This window comes from Vreelandella sp. ssv (assembly GCF_059448525.1).
This window is the reverse complement of sequence record NZ_CM182545.1, coordinates 303,951-323,070: the sequence shown is the minus strand read 5'-3', so window position 1 is coordinate 323,070 and position 19,120 is coordinate 303,951. Positions and strand designations below refer to the sequence as shown.

Sequence of the window (19,120 nt, the reverse complement as noted above, 5' to 3'; positions counted from 1 at the left end):
TAAAAAGTAGGGCGCGGCCACGCGGGCAACGCGCAAAGAAGTAAGGCTTTAAGTCACTAGCTTTAACTGATCATGAACGCTATATGGGGGCCATAAATTCCATCTCAAGAGGTGCATTGAAGTGAGTTATTAACTACTGTATAAATCAACAACTATTGGATAAGTATCCAGCTTCTGTGCTGTACCGCCTCAGGAGGCGCCATGCTTACTCAGCTAGCTATTCAAGATTTCGCTATTGTTGACCATCTAGAGCTCGACCTAACGGGAGGCATGACCGCGATTACCGGGGAGACCGGCGCGGGCAAATCGATTCTGTTAGGCGCCCTCGGGCTCTGCCTGGGCGAGCGCGCCGATGCCGGAAGCGTGCGACACGGCCGCGAGCGTACGGATCTTTCCGCACGTTTCGATATTCAGCACCTGCCCGCCGCCGTCGAGTGGCTAACGGTTCGTGAACTCCCCGCCGAAGAGTGCTTGCTGCGCCGCGTCGTCACTGCTAACGGTCGCTCCAAAGCGTGGATTAACGGACACCCCGCGACTATTTCAGACCTTAAATCGCTGGGCGAACAATTGATCCAGATTCATGGTCAGCACGCCCACCACGCCCTGATGCGCGAGGAGACCCACCTCTCGTTGCTGGACGATTACGCAGGTCTAAACGATGCCACCACTCAATTAGCCGAAACGTTTCGCGAGTGGCGCCATGCGCGCCGTCAGTTGAAAAAGCTAAGCGAAGAAGGCAGTGAGGTAGAAGCCAAACGGCAGTTGCTGCGCTACCAGGTGGAAGAGCTGGACCAGCTCGGCCTGGCGGAGGGCGAGCTGGCGACGCTGGAGGAGGAGCAACATACGCTCGCCCACGCGGAAGAAACCCTGCGCGAGACCCAGTTTGCCGCCGACTGCTGTGCCAGCGATGAAGGTGGTGCACTCTCGCTACTCAACCAGGCTTTCGCTCACTTAAGCGCGCTGCCAGGCAGTGACAAGGGCACACTGGCCAACACGCTGGCCATGCTGAGCGATGCGCGCATTCAGGTGGAAGAGGCCTCCAGCGAACTCAATCGCCTCGCTAGCACCACTGAACTAGACCCCGAGCGGCTCGCCTGGGTTGAAGAGCGCATGACCGATGTCCACCGGATCGCCCGTAAGCATCACGTTGCCCCTGAAGAGCTATGCGCCCTGCATGCTGATCTACAGCGAGAAGTCGCGCAGTTAGAAGAAGGTGGCAATGACTTAGAAGCACTGAGTGCGCGAGTCGTTGAGCTACGCGAAAGCTACCGTCAGGAAGCGAAAAAACTCAGCGAGAGCCGTCAAAAAGCCGCGCTTCGTTTGGGCAAGGAAGTGCAGCAACAGCTGGGCTTTTTAGCCATGGGCAAAGCCCGCTTTGAAGTGGAAGTCACCGCGAAAGAGGCACCCTCTCCCGAAGGCCTTGATCGTGTGCAGTTTTTGATCAGCGCCAACCCCGGCCAGCCCGCGCGACCATTGACCAAAGTCGCTTCCGGCGGCGAACTGTCGCGGATTAGCTTGGCGATTCAAGTGGTCGCGGCGACGCACTCAACGGTGCCTAGCCTGGTGTTTGACGAAGTAGATGTGGGCATTTCAGGCGCTACTGCGGAAATCGTCGGTCAATTGCTGCGCAAGCTAGGTGAAAACGGCCAGGTAATGACGGTGACTCACCTACCGCAAGTGGCAGCCCAGGCGCACCAGCATCTGCATATCGAGAAACAGGCAAAACGCGACACCACGCTGACCCAAATGGCACTGCTCGATGAACAGGGGCGTATCAGCGAGCTGGCGCGAATGTTAGGCGGTGTGACGCTCTCTGACCAAACCCTCGCTCATGCCCGTGAAATGCTGCATGCAAGCCAGCGCCCGGCGCACTGATTAGAAGAGCATGTAACGGGGCTTTATACTCGACAAAATAAAACGCCCCTCATTACCTGACAAATTCCATTGAAGGCGAATTCGAACAGGTAATGCAGGGGCGTTCATATTTCCGAGCCGAGTGCAGTGTATAACCACGAACATTATTTCCTGTTCGTCGGCCCGCTGTCTTGGCGGGTCACATCGGAGCCACGTGGACGAACATAAAGCACTAGCGCATGATCCACTAACTCGTAGCCATGCTCTTCAGCGATTTCTTGCTGACGACGCTCAATGATTTCATCAACAAACTCAATGATCTCACCGCTTTCCAGGCACACCATATGATCATGGTGGTCCTCTTGTGTCATCTCAAATACTGCGTGGCCACCGTCAAAGTTATGACGAATAACCAACCCTGCCGACTCAAACTGAGTCAGTACGCGGTACACAGTAGCCAGGCCAACATCTTCGCCCGCATCAATCAGTGTTTTATACACTTCTTCCGCGCTAAGGTGGTGCTGACCCGAAACATTTTCGAGAATTTGAAGTATCTTGACGCGCGGCAGGGTCACTTTCAGACCGGCTTTGCGCAATTCATGGTTCTGATCGGCCATGGTCGCTCTTCGCAGTAACAGGTTAGGTCGGGTATGATCAACCGAAACCACGATAGTGAAGAATAGGCCCAAATGCAAAAATTGACTCGAATCATCACGCTTTCCGTTGCCCTTACCGTTGTGAGTGGCTGCAGCTACGTAGGCGTGTATAAGCGCGATATCCCCCAAGGCAACCTGGTCACTCAGGAGATGGTTAGCCAACTTCAACCTGGCATGTCTAAAGAGCAAGTCACTTATGTGATGGGCAGGCCGCTGTTAGAGGCGCCCTTTGATGCTAGCCAGTGGGACTATGTGTTTCGTTTAGACAAGGCGTACGGTGATGTAGAACAGCGCCGCGTTACGCTCACTTTCGACCCTCAGGATCGCTTGGTGAATATCGAACAGCAGGGCGATCTATCTTCTGACCTGCCGTTCGAAAGTGGTAACGGCATTGGGCCTGCGACAGAGGGCACAAACCCGATGGATTCGTTAACAGACGAAAACTTGTAGCTACAGGCACCGTCACGCACACAGCCTGTTTCACAGCCTTAAAGCAACTTACCTTCCTGGTTCGCTCGCTTGGCGCTTAGCGCGTTCTAAGCGAGCGACTTTAGGATCGATGGCCAACGGCCGGTAAACTTCTACCCGATCGCCTTCGCGCAACTGCTGTGTGTCGGGGTCGCGTAATGCTTTACCAAAAATTCCCAACGTTGCCTGAGCAAATATCTCCTCAGGTAGCTCAGGGTATAGTGACGGTAGATCTGCCAAAGCAACGGCCTGGCGCGCAGTGGTGCCCTCAGGCACGCGTAGCGCCACTATGCGCTGCTTAGCGGGCAACGCATAGGCTACTTCAACCGCTAGCGGTTCAGCGGCCATACAGCTCATTTGCGCGCTTGGTAAAGGCATCGACCAACTGCCCGGCTATTTGTTGAAAGATCTTGCCGAAAGCCATTCCGAGCAGCCGATTAGCGAACTCGAACTCCATCTCCAGACTGACCTTGCAAGCATCCTCTCCCATGGGGATAAACAGCCAGCGGCCTTTAAGCCGTTTGAAGGGGCCTTTAACTAGCGATAGCTCAATGCGCTCGGGCGCAAAGAGGTCGTTACGTGTGGTAATGGTTTGCTCGACGCCGGCGCGCCCAAGGGTCATTTCGCCGATTAAATGCTCATCATCATGCTCGACCAAACGAGCCTGACGGCAACCGGGCAAAAACTCTGGGTAACGTTCGAAGTCGTTAACCAAATCGAACATTTTCTGGGGGGTGTGCCGCACCAAGGCGGAACGATTGACGGTTGGCATTGACCTCTCCGCTGACTTCACAGTGCCCAAAGCGTATCATGGGGAATATTTTTCATACTCTAAATGGTATCACGCCTCCCCAAATAACGAAGGGGATGCCACTGACAGATTAATTATGAGGTTTCATGGCCACGAAGAAAGGTAACAGCAAGGGTCCCGGTAGCAGCGTCATTGCCCAGAATAAGAAGGCACGTTTTGAGTACCATATCGACGAAACCTTCGAGGCAGGACTATCGCTCGCTGGCTGGGAAGTGAAGAGCATGCGCGCCGGTAAAGCCCAGCTCACCGACACCTATATTTTGGTGCGTAACGGCGAAGCATTTTTGCTGGGCAGCCATGTCATGCCGCTTAACACAGCGAGCACCCATGAGATCGCCGACCCTACCCGCACGCGTAAATTGCTGCTGCATCGTAAAGAGATCGCCAAAATCTTTTCGGTCACTCAGGACAAGGGGCATACATGCGTGCCGCTCAAACTTTATTGGAAACGTAATAAAGTGAAGTGCGAATTAGCGCTAGTGACCGGCAAGCAGCTGCATGACAAGCGTGCCACAGAGAAAGATCGCGATTGGAACCGTCAAAAAGGCCGAATTATGCGGGAACATACCAAGGCTTAACTGGTCAATCAGGTGTGAGCACGTTAGAATGCTCACCTGTAATAAGGGGGCGACATGGTTTCGACGCCGGTGACAACCCTTGCGGTGCATGCCGAGAGCGTGATGTATCTCGTAAATCCCACATCACGAAAAAATAGTCGCAAATGACGAAAACTACGCTCAAGGCGCGCTAGCAGCTTAAACTGTTAGCTTCTTGTCTGGCCCCAAGGTGATGTGCCTATTCATCACTGAGGGGATACGAGCTAAAGCTGATAGGACCGCGTTTGGTGGTGTCTTCTCGCCAAGCGTTAAACTTTAGAAGGCTCGCGAGGCTGAATCCTGACCGTCGGAGTCAATCGCGCTAAATCAAATGACGGAATCTAAGCATGTAGAGCCAATAGGCGCGTGCTGGCGGACGCGGGTTCAATTCCCGCCGCCTCCACCACCTACCTTAATTCAGATGCTTCCACATAGGTCTGAATAAAGCTGAAAAGCCCGTCCCGCGCGGGTTTTTTTGTGTCCGAATGACCACCAAAGAATACAAGCGCCGAGCTCAAAGATAGACTTATCCCGGCGCAGTAGGCACTCCTAGCTTATGACTGGAGCAGGAAGCAAAATGCAAGACTTGGCCTTGAACGTCCCTCGTAAAGATTTTTTCAATTCATCAGCGGAGCGGCTCATATTTGAGTTTTGCCCTTCCACTTCGAGCAATGGGGGCGGCTGAAAATTGTCTCTCATTACTTTTTATTAGCTTTAGTTGGTAGCCGACTTAACCATATCAATATGTGGTATGCCATCCTCATCATACGGTTCATCGATAGCTTCAAAACCAAACGTTTCATAAAATTTTTGTAAATAGACTTGAGCGCCAATTTTTATACCCATTCGGGGGTATTTCTCTTCAGTAAAGCGAATCGCTTCACTCATGAGTGAACGACCAATTTTTAGATTTCTAAAGCCTGAAGTGGTCATAACTCGACCAATTGACGGCTGTTCATATTTAATTCCCGGATCAACAACACGCACATAAGCTGCTAATTGATTATCTATAAATACAGCCAAATGCCAAGAATGTAGATCCATATCATCGGTTTCTTGATAAGGACACTGTTGTTCGACAACAAAAACCGACTCTCTTGCTTTAATGATTGTAAATAGCTCAAGAGAGGAAAGAGTTTCTATGCGAGACCACTTAAAATCTAATTTCATGAATTAATGCATCCAAATGAAACAAAGATTGCGATTACATCATGCAGGTTAACGCGCTTGCAGCGCAGCGACATGAGCGTAGGGCCGCAGGTGCGGAACGAAGTACCACTACTGGTTATGTGCAACCGCTAACGCCTCTTCAGGTAACGCCATATCCCCCCAAGCCATGATTGACGAAAATACGACCGCCCCTGGTGGAACAACCACGAATAATAAAATACCTAAGCCCATGTCGTCTGCTAGTTCCGACCGTGATGATATGCCCGTCGCCCACATTTCGTAATACACAACGGCCTCAGCTAACACGTTCCAGAACACGACTGTGCTTACTAAGGTTCAGGATATGGTGATAAAAATGCGTCTGTTCATGAACATAACGCCCAGCTCAGCGGGCAATCGAAGCGCAGCGTAAATTGCTCCGATGCAGCTGATTGTTATGTGCTGAAACTCTTTCTCCGAGGCTGTGTTTATCCTTATCCCTGCGCATATTCTTGGAGCAGTTCCGGAAACTTTTCCTGCGGTGGAAACTTACAAAAACTATGTTGTGCGCCAGTAATAGCCCATTCCAGCTTTTCATCTGTATAAGTTTCTATGAATGGCTTATAGGTTTGAGAGTCCTCTAGCATCGTAGAGCGTACATTGACGAAGTCATCCATGCCTTCGGGTCTTGTGAATAGCCAACTCATACAGTGCCCGCAGAAATAGTGTCGCGTGGTTCCATGCAGCCCACCGATAACAGGCTCTCCAGATATAATTGAAAATGCAGCGCTCGGAAATAGCGAACTCAAACTAAACGCGCTTGACGTCATTTGCTGACATCCAGAGCAATGACAAGCCATTGTGATCATTGGCTTAGCACTAACCTCAAATTCTACCTGCCCGCAACGACAATGACCTTTAACCTTACTTGATTTACTGTCCACTAAAATTTACCTCCAAGTTAAACATGTTTGGCGCTTTCACCGTTCTCCAGTTCAGAGAGTAGAAAATTAACCATGGAGCACATAACGCCAGCGCACAACGTCACCCTTGTAATGGAGGCGCAGCCGCAATGAAAAGGACGTCCGGCGGCCACAGGCCGCGTATTGATGCGCCTTGTTATGTTCATTTTAGAAGAAGTGCTATTGCCTGCTGAATCAACGATGAATTAGATAGCTGATAAAACGCGGATACCAAAGTCGTCAGATTGGCGGCATCAGACAAATATTCTGACAACTATGTGACTTCCTAATAGAACATAACAGGTATTAGCCTGACCATCCTATGACTGGATGAACGTGCTGGCACGTTTACCCGACAAATGCGGCCTTCAAAATTCACACTAAGTCATTGATACGCATAAATACTGACTTACATTAGGCTACATATCTAATATCCGCGCGCCTGTTGCATTTCTCGACACCGCCACCTTGGGCGGATAACTGACTTGTGAAAACACAAACTGGTTGGAGTATACGGATGCAGAGGAGGAAAGAAGCGACGCTTACCGCTAGGCGGATTAGCTGATCAGCTATCTGAACAATCCAATTATTGCAGGCAATAGCCATCACCGGGGTGATGGCATAGTTGCACGGAGTGAGAATAGCGCGAGATTGGAGAGAATAGCGGTAGGCTGCTTAACGTTTTTCCCTCCACTTACGCGGGTCAATGCGTCCTTCGTACATCGGTAATTCCAGCACCGGGTCATCGTCTCGGAACTGAGACCACATACGGTTCAAGCCCGCAGTACCGAAGGTACGTACCCGCTCAACCTCATCCAGGTTGAGTACATCGGTGAGAATGCCTGGGGTGGCGCCGGGCATACTGGCGCGGATGCGGCCTTCGGGGTCGACGATCAGACTCTGCCCCTCCCCCGCAGGCGCGGCCGAGTTGGCGCTCACCATATACACCTGGTTGAAAATCGCATTTGCCTGCACAAGGATTTGCTCCTGGGCGCGGTCACAGGTGGTGGTGGCCACTTGGTTGATGATCACCTCCGCCCCCAGCCACGCTAGCTGACGCACCATCTCGGGAAACCAAATGTCGTAGCAGATGGCTAGGCCGACCCGGCCTATGCCCGGCACCTCGAACACTTCAAAGCGATCTCCCGGTTGATAGGGCTCATAAGGCCGCCAGGGGAAACACTTACGGTAGGCGGCCACTCGCTCACCTTCGGGCGAATACACCGGCGCGGTGTTGTACAGATGCCCGTCCTCTCCCCGTTCGCATACCGTGCCGGGCAGCAGCCATACCCCCAGGTTGCGGGCGATACGTGACAAGTGTTGGCCACGGGAGCCATCAATCGGTTCAGCCGCGGCTTCCAGTTGCTCCCTGCGCTGCTCCGGCGTCCCCGTGGCACCACATAAATGGAGCTCTGGATAAACCACCATCCTTGGCTGTTCAAAATCAGCACCGAAATCGCTTAGGTGTACCGCCAGCTCGGCCTCGAAGTCCAGCAGTTCGGTGTCAATGCCGTGCTGCCGCGAGGCCTCCTGCACCACAAGGACAGGCAAATATCTGGACATGATAGGTCTCCGTTTAAAGGGTCGCTTTTGCCGAGGCGGGTGCTGACTCGGGCTCTGATTCGTCAAAGGCCACTTCCGGCGGCTCGCGACGGAAGAGCCGAGTCAGGTAAGCCAGCTGGGCGAGACCGATGGACAGCCAGACCAGCCCAAGGATAAAAGCGTTGATATCCAGCTTACTCATCAGCCAAAGGTTAACTAAGGCGCCGATGAGCGGCACCAGCATCCCTCTAACCACACCATACTGGCGCCTTGCATCGGCGTCTTTGCAAACCAGAAAGATCACTGACAGGTTAACCATCGTGAAGGCGATGAAGGCGCCGAAGTTGATGAATGAGGCGGCAGATAATACATCGAGGAACAAGGCAATAATGCCAATGGCGCCCGTTAATACGATATTGAACACTGGCGTATGGAAGCGCGAGTGCAGTGCACCGAACAGCTTAGGCGGCAGTACCGCATCCCGCCCCATGGCAAACAGCAGCCGAGAGGCACTGGCTTGAGCGGCCAGGCCAGACGTGAACTGGGCGAGTACCATGCCAGCCAGGAAGATAGCGCCGAAAAGATCCGCCCCAATGGTCGTGGCAATCTCAAAGGCGGCGGAGTCGGAATTCACGAAACTGCTGCCAGGATGCACCAGCTGGGTGGTGTAGCCCACGAGTACGTAAATACCCCCGCCGATCAGCGCGGTGAGCATAATGGCCTTAGGGATATTGCGCTTCGGGTCGATGGTTTCTTCGGTCAGTGTGGTGACGGCGTCGAAGCCAAGAAAAGAGTAAGCGGCCACCGCTGCGCCCGCAGCAATCGCGGTGAAACCGGCATCTTCACCCAAGAATGGCCCCAGGCTAAAAAGCGAATCAGTGCCACCGGTCGCCATTACGTGACGAATGGAAAGCAGTACGAAGAACGCGATCACCAGTATTTGGAAGACCATCAGCAACGAGTTCACTTTGGAGGCGAGCTTGATGCCGTAGATATTCAAGAAGGTGGTGATACCGATGAAGCCGAGCAGGAATATCCAGCTCGGCACTTCAGGAAAACGCGCGTTAAGATAAGCAGCGCCGATCAACCAAATTACCATCGGCAGAAAGAAATAATCCAACAGCACGCTCCACCCCACCATGAAGCCAACCCGCGAGTCGATGGCTCTGCGGGCGTAAGTATAGGCAGACCCGGCTACCGGATAAGTACGCGCCATAATGCCGTAGCTGTATGCCGTGAATAGCATGGCGACGGTAGTGATGATGTAAGCAGTGGGTACGGCGCCATTGCTAGTGCTGGCAATCACACCGAAAGTGCCCAGCACGATCAATGGCGTCATGTAGGCTAAGCCAAACAGCACCACGGCTTTTAGGGATAGAGTTCTTTCCAGTTTGATATTGTTATCCGTCATGATCCATCTCCAGAAAACGTTGCAACCGACGTCGGATACTCGCTTAGTCGGCACAAAACGAAGAGGTGGTTGATCAAGCCAGCCGCCGAGGCTAGACCAGCTTGCTACCGTTGATGGTCGGCTAATAACCCTCAGTTGCTGGCGTTACAGCTGTCCAGCTAGACTGAGATGCTTAGTAGCCAACCTGTCTAGAACGGTATTTGCAGCCGCTCGGATCGTATATAACCCTAGCGTGGTATGGACTTGCGGATGTGGAAGCAGTGACTCAAAGCGAAACTGACGAGGCGATGGCCGATACCATCATGGCCTTGGGTACCCCTGCGTTGCCTCAACACTTCTCTCGATTGGTAAAACGTTTCGCGGCCTTCGATAACCTAATAATCATCGCTTATCACGGCGAACACCGGCCAGCAGTGCTCTATCGGGAATATACCGACCCTGTGGTTTATCTACCCATGGATAGCCAATATCTAGGGGGAGATTACCTGCTGGATCCGTTTTACCGCGAGCATCTGAAGGGCGATGTTCAGGGTATACGTCGATTGAAAGACATCGCACCCGATCACTTTCGACGCACGCATTACTATAAGAATTACTACCAGCAGACCACACTGCTAGACGAGGTAGCGGTTTTTGCCAATATCACCGATAGTGACACGATAACCGCCTGTTTTGGAAGGGATCGGTCCAGTGGCAAGCCTTTCAATAGGCGTGAGCTTGAAGGCCTGCATCAGTACGAAATAACCCTCAGCTCGCTTCTTAAAAAGCACTGGCAAGATTACCGCGTTGGAGGTGTGAGTAAAGCGGCGCCAGCTCCTCTAGAGGAACGCCTTAGAGAGGCATTGAATCAGCAACACAGTATTCGGCTAAGTCCACGCCAAGCAGAAGTGGCCTTGTTTATTTTAAGAGGCCACTCATCTCTATCCATCAGCCTTCACCTGGATGTCAGCCTCCAGACGGTTAAAGTCTTCCGCCGCCAGCTTTATGCCAAGTGCTGCATTTCGTCCCAGGCGGAACTCTTCGCGCTACTGATGCCGCTGTTTGCTCAGCTAGCCGATCACAAATGATACCTAGCCTTATTAGGTTTTAAGAGCTAAAAAGCTTGTTAAGTTAATCAGTTAGCTAAATGACTTATCGCTGATTATCACCAAGCCGACGATCACCTTTATCTCGGGCAACTTAGATCGCCCTCTTCACAGCTAGCATGCTCACGCAGCGCTTCGGTTCGTGCTTCCGTTAGCCCTTCAAGGCAGACGTTACGCACCATCGGCTGTGCACTGCCGCCTTCAACAGCGCTACTTTCAAATGCACACTCGGCATCGCGGAAACCGATCCACGCCCGCTGAGCGGTTCTAAGCTTCTCCAGTGAAGCAGAGTTGTTGCCTAATTGATCCACAAGCATTTGATAAGCATCATTTAGCTCATCGTCAGCCGCTTGGTACGCCTGCGCAGAGCATTGGGTTAACTCAGCCTGAGTCGTAGCGCTATCACACGTATCGCCCGCGTAGGCAAAGCTACATAAGGCCAACAACCCCATACCCATAAAAAGTGTAGAAAAACGCATAATGAATGACTCTATTAGATTTAGTAAAAATATAGAAAGAGTACTGCCGCACTCTTTTAAATCCCATCTTAACAGTGCCAATAAAACCAAAGCGCTGGCATGATAGCCAGCGCTTTTTCAACCTTAAAGTATGCTTATTACTGTTTAGTGGGCCAGCATCTCTTCAACAATCTCTTTGCCACTTAGTTCTGAGAAGTAATAAGTTGGCCAGTTAGTTACTTCCGCTAACAGCGCTTCACGATCATCTCCCCAGTAAAGGTGGAAATGGTGTGCGTCAGTTGGGTAAATGCTATGGTCGCTAAACTGGATATATTGGGGAAGATCGTCAGCCTCTTCGTCTTCAAGCTCGAAAATAAACCGAACACCCCGGTTACCCGCCTCGTAATTTAAAATCTCGTAGCCATCGTACTGGTAGTCACCCGACCTCTCTTTCCCATTCGCAAAGAAGGTCACGTTGCTGCCGTCGATAACGATACGCTCTACATCCGTTTCATAACCTATATCGTAATACGCTTTGTACTCTTCGGCGGTTTTATCACCATTCTCTGCCTTATCTGCAAACACTTCATCTAGCGTGCCGTCCTGCAGGTACGGATAGACGGATTGCCAATCCCCTTCCCAGTCTGAAAGCGGGCGATCCTCAATCTGATCATCCTCAAAATAACCTGAATGGATATCGCTATCGTGGTCGTGGTCGTGGTCGTGATGAGCATGATCGTGATCATGGCTGTGGTCATGATCATCAGCGCTGGCATAGTGAGCACCTGTCAGTAGTAAAGCACTGAACGCGAACGCACTGACCCCTTTGAGCGGCGATACCATCATTTTAATGTCTCCCATGTTTCTTTCTCCCCTTTTGAATTAACGGCACCCCATAAAGATACAATATAACATAACAATTGATCAAGCTGGTTAATCGGGGAATATAGGGGGATTGCTAGGAAGACAGGTAACCCATGGGGGTAGCAGCGCCTTACAGCAGGCGCATCGATGATGACATAAGTGTTTTTTTAAAGGCACAAACGCAGCGGGCCCCGCGTAAGCGGGGCCCGATCATCGAATCTAAACGATTCGAGAACTTAAATAATCGCTAGGATTAAGAAAGCAGCTTGATGTTTGAAGCTTGAAGGCCTTTCTGACCTTGGGTAACGTCAAAAGAGACGTTAGCGCCTTCAGGCAGAGTTTTGAAGCCATCAGACTGAATTTCAGAAAAATGAGCAAAAACGTCGTCGCTGCCGTCAGACGGTGCGATGAAGCCAAAACCTTTAGAATCGTTAAACCACTTAACTGTGCCAGTTGCCATGATATAAATCCTTTTCGCTAATCGCGAATTGTAAAATTCCTGGTATTACCCAGATAAATAGTGAGTAGAACAAGGAATACAATTACAGACTACCGAAAGAATTCGAATGTTTCTGGAACCATGCTTGCTTGCTAACTTACTAACTGCGCACATCCTGCCACGTAGACTGCAGCAGGTCAAAGTCTTTGTGTATTTTAATTTATCGACCGGCCTCTTTATAACCGCTGTAAAACCGCGCAAATTGTCAAAAATAGCAGTAATCTTGCCAGTGAGCTGGGCACTACTAATCCGACCGCCTAGCGCGCTTTACCAGCCAGGATTACCCCGCGTCATTCGCGGCCTGGCGGGTACTCTGGAAGAGGTTATAACATGCTATATGGACTTAGTTTGTTGGCGGGCATTGCGTTACTTACCCTGGGAGGAGAATCACTTATTCGTGGCGCTGTTGCTGGCGCACGAAGAGTGGGTGTCTCGCCGCTGCTAACCGGATTGGTAGTCGTCGGCTTCGGCACATCGGCACCTGAGCTAGTCGTTTCAATTGATGCCGCTATCAATCAACAGCCAGACATTGCTATTGGCAATATAGTGGGCAGCAACATCGGTAATATCTTATTGATTTTGGGCATGTGTGCCGTTATTTGCCCCATGGTAGTCCAACCTCTGGCGCTGCGCCGGGATGGCTTGGTGGTAGTACTGGCCAGCCTGCTGTTTATTGGACTCTCATGGGGTGGAGCGTTAGGACGGGCTGATGCAGCAATCTTTATCGCCAGTCTTGTGGCCTACCTTGTTTGGGCTTACTTAAGCGAAAGTCGGCAGCATACGCCGGCGACTGATATGCATGCCTCGGAAGCCGAAGAGATGACCAAACTTCCCACCACGGGCTGGATGATAGCCTTAGCGCTGGGGATTGGTTTAGGCATGCTGATAGGGGGTTCACAGCTGCTGCTATTTGGTGCCATAGGTTTGGCCCAGGCAATGGGCATTTCCGAAGCGGTCATAGGCCTCACCATTGTCGCGGTGGGCACCTCACTACCTGAAATGGCAGTGTCGGTGATTGCGGCATTGCGGCGTCATGCTGATGTCGCCGTAGGCAATATACTGGGTAGCAATATTTTCAACCTACTGGGCATCCTGGGTATCTCCGCCTTTCTACAGCCGCTACCCCTGGCACCCCGTGTCGCCATCTTTGACCAATGGGTGATGCTAGGAGCCGCTGGCATACTGGTGCTGTTTTTGTATACCGGAATGCGTTTATCCCGCTGGGAAGGTGCCGCGTTACTTGCAGGTTACGCAGCTTATATAGCGTTAAGCTTTACGATTTTTTAAGGCTGTTTGCTATTTGATTGATCTGAGCCAAAAGCCCAAGCGCTTTTGGCTCAATGATTAGATTCACTTAATAAATAAGGATGACAGTGCACATTGCGACCCTAGGGCCTAGTGGCAGTAACCATGAACTGATTGCCAGGCGTTATTTAACAATGCGCTGTTCAGGTGAAGGCAGCGTGACTCTCTTCACCCAGTTTGAAGAGGCTTTTGAAGCTCTGTTGGCTGGGCGTATTAGCCACGTACTGCAATGTACCGCTCACGCTAAGCATAGTGATTGTGTTGGCCGCTATATGCATCGCGCTTATCCCGTGGATACCTTTATTGCTGGCAGTAAGCCGCTGGCGTTGATCGCACAACGTACGATGGCGCAGCCCACCCAGGTGGCGCTGCAACCCGCCACACGCTATTACACTGACTTGACCGGTTATACCGACATTATTGAAGCCCCCACCACCGTCGCGGTGGCAGAGGGCCTGCTTGCAGGACATTTTGAGGCGGGCATTTGTGCTGAAGAGATACTGAAGCAGGCACCCAAGCAGCTGCGTTTGGTGCAATCACTGGGCCCTGCGCTAGACACCTGGGTGATGTTTGCCACCACCCCGTTGCCCGCTTCGTCACCGCTACGGCTAGACGCCGAGCGTTGAACGGTGGCGTTTAAACCAGTAAGGCTACACCACAAAAATCAGGATTATCCCCGCAGCCACTAGCCCAACGCGTAGCCATACTGCTTTACGCGCGATAACACCGTAAGAGATAGCCGATAAGCCAATCGCTACCTTTAGCGCATCAAGCAGCGCGCCTGAAGGGTTGAAAGCCAGCCGTATCATCTCGGGGTTGGCCACCATGGCTAGGGGAATAATATAAAGACCGATACCTAGCGCCATTGCCTTGAGCGCGACTTTGAGCCAGTTCTCCCCCACCATTCCGGCAGCAATGAATACACCACCACACACCGGCGGTGTAATGGTCGAAAGTAGCGCGTACCAGAAGACGAACAGATGCGCCAAGAGCGGCTCTAAACCTAGCGAGATCAGCGCCGGTCCAGCGACGGAAACACAAATCACATAGGCGGCTGTGGTCGGCACTTCCATGCCTAAAATCAAACAGGCAAGCGCCGTTAAGAGCAGCGCGGGCCATAGCATATCGCTGGAGAATGAAAGAATGGCGGAAGTAATTTTAACGCCTAACCCTGTCAACGACAGAACGCCGACCACCAACGAGGCACATAAAATAATGGCACCAATGACCGCAATCTGACGCCCCGCCGTCATCGCTGCATCGGCTAAACGCTGGGTAAAGCCAGGTAGCGAAAAGCGCAGCGTGACATCAAAAAACAGCAGCGCCATGCCAGCAAAAATGGCGATGCTAGCGGCGTACTGCGGGGTAAAACCGCCATTAAAAATACGCTCTAACAACAGTACAAACGGAATGGCGAAAAATATCGACGTAATCAGAACTTCTTTAGCACTGGGCCGTTCGCTTTCATCCACCGGTTTTAAATCATGCCGAGTCGCATAAGCGTTAATGCCAACCCAAACGGTTAAAAAATAGAGCACTGCCGGCAGCATCGCGGCGGCCATAATTTGCGTGTAGGGCGTCCCAGTAAGCTCCACCATGACGAACGCACCTGCGCCCATCAACGGCGGCATGATTTGCCCACCGGAAGAGGCCACCGCCTCAACCGCCCCCGCCAGCGAGCGTGGGTAACGCAACCGCACCATAGACGGAATAGTAATGGCCCCGGTAGAGGCCACGTTGGCCGACGCCGAGCCGGAAATGGACCCCATCAAAGCTGACGAAATTACCGCCACCTTGGCGGCTCCACCTGTCAGGCGACCTGCCACCGCGCTGGCCAGGTTCATAAACCCCTGACCCGCCTCACCGGCATTCAGTACCGCGCCAAAAATCACAAAAATGGCTACCACGCTGACGCTCACACCCGTTAGCGATCCCCACAGGCCGCCTTCAGCAATCGTCAATGCCCCCACCATACTGGGCAGCGGCAAACCGGGATGCCCAAAGGCGCCAGGAATGTATTGTCCAAATGCGCCATACAGTAAGGCAAGCAGGGCCACCAACGGCAGTGGCCAGCCAATCGCCCGTCGCGCCGCTTCGAGCGCCAGGGCGATGAGGAAAAGTCCAATCGCCATCTGTAGATGGGTATCAATAAAGCCATACTGGTTGGCTAACGTAGCCTCATTCACTGCAATGTAGCCGCATGCAGCCACGCCCAACGCCGTCAGCAACCATCCGCTAATGCGCTGCGCAGGCGTCTTGGCCATGTAGATCAGCACCCATGGCAGCAATAGCGCCATGTGCAGCGGCCGGCTAACAAGCGCCGGTGTTAAGCCGTAAAAGATCAAGCCAAGGTGAAACACCACACTGACCGCCCCTAGCGCCATCCAGCCCGGCGCTATTGAGCCATCATCCGAAGGGGCCGCCGCTTGCGACGAGGTAAAAACACGCATGCCTAGTTGCCTATCGAGACAGCGCTGCCACAGCGCAAACACTGTGGCAGCGGAGAGATGAAAGAGAGGATTAGCGCAGGGTGTCAGGCACCTCGATTCCCGCTTCTTCGTAGTAGCGCAGCGCCCCAGGGTGGAGCGTGCCCGTCATGTTTTCTAACATTGCAGGGGTAATACTGCTCCACCAAGCAGCCTCTTCTGCCATGGCATCGCGGCGCTCCCAGAACGTTTTGGTCAGCGTGTAGGCGGTGTCTTCGTCCATAAACGTGGTGGTGTAGGCAATCACCGGCAGCGATGTGGTTTCGACATCTTTATCAACGCCGGGGTAGGTGCCGCCGGGGATCGTTTGGCGAGGCGCACCGGTTTGCTCAATTTGCACATCGGTCAGGCTGACCAACGAGACCGGCATACTCGCGGCGGTCTCGATCACGTTGGGCGACGGGAAAGAGCTGGCCGTCACAAAGCCATCAATCTGACCATTTTTAAGTGCATCCGGGCCACTACCAATGGCAGCATCGGCAATTTGAACACTCTCGTCCAGACCAAACAGCTCCAGGTAACGAGCTGCTTCGCGGGCGCCAAATGTGCCGCGCCCAATCAATAAATGCTTGCCTTCCAGCGCAGAAATACTGGTCGCGCCTTCATCGCCCGCTAGCACAAAGTGCATGGTGATAGAGGGGATCGGGAACAGACCACGAATCTCTTGAAAGCGAGGGTTATGACGCTCTGCAAAGGCGCCTTCACCTGCCATGGCCTGATCGACTAGCGCAGGCGGCGTGGTAAACACGTAGTTGCCTTGACGGGCCATGACTTCCATGACGTTTTGTACCGAGCCCTGACTCTCTTCAAGGGTCAGAATAATCGCGTCATCCGTCCCCTGGCGGATGGCTTCTGAGAGTTCTACACCCATCTGATAGTAGGCGGTACCTGCAGAAGCCGATTTATAGGTCACCCGTGTTTCAGCGTGGGCAGAGAAAGCGGTACTTGCCAGCACTAGCGTAGCCGCCGACACGCCAAGCGTGCGGCGAAGGGAGCGAAATGAATGACGCATCTTAATTTTCCTTAACGTACCCAGCGGCCGTTGTCTAACGAGCCTTGTTTTATGTTACCCAGCAATGGGCGTAGGGGGCGTCAACATACCATGCCTATGCCCAAACGGGCAGCCTCGCCTGGGGTTGAGCGGTGATAGTAAAAGTGTGCATTAGTAAAAGGAAATATAAAAAAATAGCGATTATTTAATAATACTATTCGGCAATAGTATAACCACCACATTTAAATCAGCACTTAGGCGAAACTAATGTTGTTAAAGTTACCATTACCTAAAAGATTAATTTCCTAAAAAAAGATGCTATTACCCTAAGAAGAACTACTTTCGTTCGTTTTTATAAAGTATTGCGATGCATTATAGGCTGGTAAACTGGCGTCGATTTTAACTACTCCTGACAACTTAACCATGAGGAAGAACGTCACATGCCTACGTTGTGCCAACCCTCTTGCCAGCCACGATTATATCGTCGCTGGCTTTTTTTGTTAGCGGCCTTACTATTAGGCGTAAGTCCCAGCGCTTTTGCGGTAACCGGTGGGTTAGATTTAACAACGTCTGCCGTTGGTTTCTTTGCAGTGGCTATTTTCGTTCTGGCATACGCGTTAGTGATGGCAGAAGAAAAGATCCATATGCGTAAGTCTAAACCAGTGTTAGTCGCGGCCGGTATCATCTGGAGCCTCATCGGCTGGGTGTATGTTCAAAACGGAATGTCAGAAGCATCAGAGTATGCTTTCCGCATGACGCTTTTGGAGTTCACCGAGCTGATGCTGTTCTTGCTGGTGGCCATGACGTATATCAATGCGATGGAAGAGCGCCGAGTCTTTGATGCCCTGCGCTCCTGGATGCTACGCAAGGGTTTCAACTACCGAACGCTTTTCTGGCTGACCGGTGGTCTCGCGTTTGTGCTTTCACCGATCGCCGACAACCTCACCACTGCGCTATTGATGTGTGCAGTGGTGACTAAGGTGGCAGAGGGCGACCAGCGGTTTATTAATGTTGCTTGTATCAATATCGTCGTTGCCGCCAACGCAGGGGGTGCGTTTAGTCCCTTTGGCGATATTACCACCCTAATGGTGTGGCAAGCTGGCATGGTGGAGTTCCAGGAGTTCTTCATCCTGTTCGTCCCCTCACTAGTTAACTTCCTCATTCCTGCCTCCATCATGAGCCTGTTCATTAAGGACGAGAAACCCGCTAGCGTTTATGAAGATGTGTGGATGAAGCGCGGTGCCCGTCGCATTGTAGGGCTGTTTTTATTGACCATTATTACTGCCGTACTGTGCCACGTGGTGCTCCACCTTCCGCCGGTACTGGGTATGATGACTGGCCTGGGCTACTTGCAGTTCTTCGGCTACTACCTGCGCCGCAGCCTACCCCGCTCGCTGGAAGTTAAGCGAGAGCGCTATAGCCGCCTTGGCGATAACCGCAAGCTGGAGCAGCTGGGTAGCGTGGTGCCGTTTGATGTCTTCAACCGCGTGGCGCGCGCCGAGTGGGATACGTTGCTGTTCTTCTATGGGGTGGTGATGTGCGTTGGTGGGCTTGGCTTTATGGGCTACCTCGGCCTGTTATCAGAAGCGCTCTACACCGGCTGGAACGCCACTGCGGCTAACATTACGCTAGGGGTTGTTTCAGCGGTGATCGATAACATTCCCGTTATGTTTGCGGTGCTCACGATGGAGCCCGATATGTCCCATGGCCAATGGCTGCTGATTACCTTAACCGCAGGCGTTGGGGGCAGCCTGCTGTCGATTGGGTCAGCGGCGGGGGTCGCTGTGATGGGCCAAGCAAGAGGATCATATACGTTTATGGGCCACTTGCGCTGGTCACCGGTAATTTTGCTCGGCTATATCGCCAGCATTTTGGTACACATGTGGCTCAACGCTGATAGCTTCGCGCTTTTTAACTGAAGCAGGCATGTGACTTTAATCGTGCTTACCCCTTTTCAGCATACTGGAAAGGGGTTTTATATAG

Annotated in this window: 19 protein-coding genes and 1 other RNA gene; 8 read left to right on the top strand and 12 right to left on the bottom strand. The window is 52.2% G+C overall.

Annotation, left to right across the window (positions count from 1 at the left end; all coding sequences use genetic code 11):
- Positions 1-201 precede the first annotated feature (201 nt).
- Entirely contained in the window at positions 202-1,875 is a 1,674-nt protein-coding gene (recN, locus tag AC5TBW_RS01545) for a DNA repair protein RecN (protein WP_495510405.1), read from the top strand.
- A gap of 143 nt (positions 1,876-2,018) precedes the next feature.
- Here recN and fur read toward each other — a convergent pair whose 3' ends face one another.
- Positions 2,019-2,471, bottom strand: coding sequence for a ferric iron uptake transcriptional regulator (gene fur, locus AC5TBW_RS01540; RefSeq protein ID WP_096276274.1), 453 nt, complete (start codon positions 2,469-2,471; stop codon positions 2,019-2,021).
- A 72-nt stretch (positions 2,472-2,543) separates the two neighbouring features.
- Between fur and AC5TBW_RS01535 the strand changes: the two genes are divergently transcribed.
- Positions 2,544-2,960, top strand: coding sequence for an outer membrane protein assembly factor BamE (locus AC5TBW_RS01535; protein WP_495510404.1), 417 nt, complete (start codon positions 2,544-2,546; stop codon positions 2,958-2,960).
- A gap of 48 nt (positions 2,961-3,008) precedes the next feature.
- Here AC5TBW_RS01535 and AC5TBW_RS01530 read toward each other — a convergent pair whose 3' ends face one another.
- Positions 3,009-3,326 carry an RnfH family protein gene (locus tag AC5TBW_RS01530; protein WP_495510403.1) on the bottom strand — a complete coding sequence of 106 codons (318 nt, stop codon included), beginning with the start codon at positions 3,324-3,326 and terminating at the stop codon, positions 3,009-3,011.
- Positions 3,316-3,750 carry a type II toxin-antitoxin system RatA family toxin gene (locus tag AC5TBW_RS01525; RefSeq protein WP_495510402.1) on the bottom strand — a complete coding sequence of 145 codons (435 nt, stop codon included), beginning with the start codon at positions 3,748-3,750 and terminating at the stop codon, positions 3,316-3,318. Before AC5TBW_RS01525 ends, AC5TBW_RS01530 begins: the two co-directional genes overlap by 11 nt.
- A 125-nt stretch (positions 3,751-3,875) precedes the next feature.
- On the opposite strand from AC5TBW_RS01525, the gene smpB reads away from it, so the two are divergent.
- Positions 3,876-4,367, top strand: coding sequence for an SsrA-binding protein SmpB (gene smpB, locus AC5TBW_RS01520; RefSeq protein WP_007111854.1), 492 nt, complete (start codon positions 3,876-3,878; stop codon positions 4,365-4,367).
- Between the two features lie 45 nt (positions 4,368-4,412).
- Positions 4,413-4,791, top strand: a transfer-messenger RNA (tmRNA) gene (gene ssrA / locus AC5TBW_RS01515).
- A gap of 308 nt (positions 4,792-5,099) precedes the next feature.
- On the opposite strand, the gene AC5TBW_RS01510 is transcribed toward ssrA, so the two are convergent.
- The 4 genes from AC5TBW_RS01510 to AC5TBW_RS01495 all read right to left on the bottom strand — a co-directional run bounded on the left by AC5TBW_RS01510 (position 5,100) and on the right by AC5TBW_RS01495 (position 9,449).
- The gene (locus tag AC5TBW_RS01510; RefSeq protein WP_495510401.1) at positions 5,100-5,555 is read right to left on the bottom strand and encodes a GNAT family N-acetyltransferase; all 456 of its coding nucleotides are present in this window, start codon (positions 5,553-5,555) and stop codon (positions 5,100-5,102) included.
- Between the two features lie 473 nt (positions 5,556-6,028).
- A complete protein-coding gene (locus AC5TBW_RS01505) occupies positions 6,029-6,478 on the bottom strand; it encodes a GFA family protein (protein WP_495510400.1) in 450 nt (149 codons plus the stop codon).
- Positions 6,479-7,171: 693 nt separating this feature from the next.
- On the bottom strand, positions 7,172-8,059 hold the full coding sequence (locus tag AC5TBW_RS01500) for a carbon-nitrogen hydrolase family protein (protein WP_495510399.1): 888 nt from the start codon (positions 8,057-8,059) through the stop codon (positions 7,172-7,174).
- Positions 8,060-8,072: 13 nt separating this feature from the next.
- Positions 8,073-9,449, bottom strand: coding sequence for an APC family permease (locus AC5TBW_RS01495; protein WP_495510398.1), 1,377 nt, complete (start codon positions 9,447-9,449; stop codon positions 8,073-8,075).
- 251 nt (positions 9,450-9,700) lie between these two features.
- On the opposite strand from AC5TBW_RS01495, the gene AC5TBW_RS01490 reads away from it, so the two are divergent.
- Complete coding sequence (locus AC5TBW_RS01490) at positions 9,701-10,516, top strand: helix-turn-helix domain-containing protein (RefSeq protein ID WP_495510397.1); 816 nt, start codon at positions 9,701-9,703, stop codon at positions 10,514-10,516.
- Between the two features lie 98 nt (positions 10,517-10,614).
- Here the strand turns inward: AC5TBW_RS01490 and AC5TBW_RS01485 are convergent, their stop codons facing one another.
- The 3 genes from AC5TBW_RS01485 to AC5TBW_RS01475 form a co-directional block, all read right to left on the bottom strand.
- Entirely contained in the window at positions 10,615-11,013 is a 399-nt protein-coding gene (locus AC5TBW_RS01485; protein WP_495510396.1) for a lysozyme inhibitor LprI family protein, read from the bottom strand.
- A gap of 144 nt (positions 11,014-11,157) precedes the next feature.
- Positions 11,158-11,853, bottom strand: coding sequence for a metal-binding protein ZinT (locus AC5TBW_RS01480; protein ID WP_495510395.1), 696 nt, complete (start codon positions 11,851-11,853; stop codon positions 11,158-11,160).
- Between the two features lie 256 nt (positions 11,854-12,109).
- Complete coding sequence (locus AC5TBW_RS01475) at positions 12,110-12,316, bottom strand: cold-shock protein (protein WP_007111857.1); 207 nt, start codon at positions 12,314-12,316, stop codon at positions 12,110-12,112.
- Positions 12,317-12,685: 369 nt separating this feature from the next.
- On the opposite strand from AC5TBW_RS01475, the gene AC5TBW_RS01470 reads away from it, so the two are divergent.
- Together AC5TBW_RS01470 and AC5TBW_RS01465 are read left to right on the top strand one after the other, a co-directional pair.
- The gene (locus AC5TBW_RS01470) at positions 12,686-13,642 is read left to right on the top strand and encodes a calcium/sodium antiporter (RefSeq protein WP_495510394.1); all 957 of its coding nucleotides are present in this window, start codon (positions 12,686-12,688) and stop codon (positions 13,640-13,642) included.
- Between the two features lie 86 nt (positions 13,643-13,728).
- Positions 13,729-14,286: a hypothetical protein gene (locus AC5TBW_RS01465; protein ID WP_495510393.1), complete on the top strand. Its 558-nt coding sequence runs from the start codon at positions 13,729-13,731 to the stop codon at positions 14,284-14,286.
- A 24-nt stretch (positions 14,287-14,310) separates the two neighbouring features.
- On the opposite strand, the gene AC5TBW_RS01460 is transcribed toward AC5TBW_RS01465, so the two are convergent.
- Positions 14,311-16,110: a TRAP transporter permease gene (locus AC5TBW_RS01460; RefSeq protein WP_495510392.1), complete on the bottom strand. Its 1,800-nt coding sequence runs from the start codon at positions 16,108-16,110 to the stop codon at positions 14,311-14,313.
- Positions 16,111-16,180: 70 nt separating this feature from the next.
- On the bottom strand, positions 16,181-17,158 hold the full coding sequence (locus AC5TBW_RS01455) for a TAXI family TRAP transporter solute-binding subunit (protein ID WP_495510391.1): 978 nt from the start codon (positions 17,156-17,158) through the stop codon (positions 16,181-16,183).
- A 419-nt stretch (positions 17,159-17,577) separates the two neighbouring features.
- Here AC5TBW_RS01455 and nhaD point away from each other — a divergent pair, with 419 nt between their 5' ends.
- On the top strand, positions 17,578-19,056 hold the full coding sequence (gene nhaD, locus AC5TBW_RS01450) for a sodium:proton antiporter NhaD (protein WP_495510390.1): 1,479 nt from the start codon (positions 17,578-17,580) through the stop codon (positions 19,054-19,056).
- Positions 19,057-19,120 lie beyond the last annotated feature (64 nt).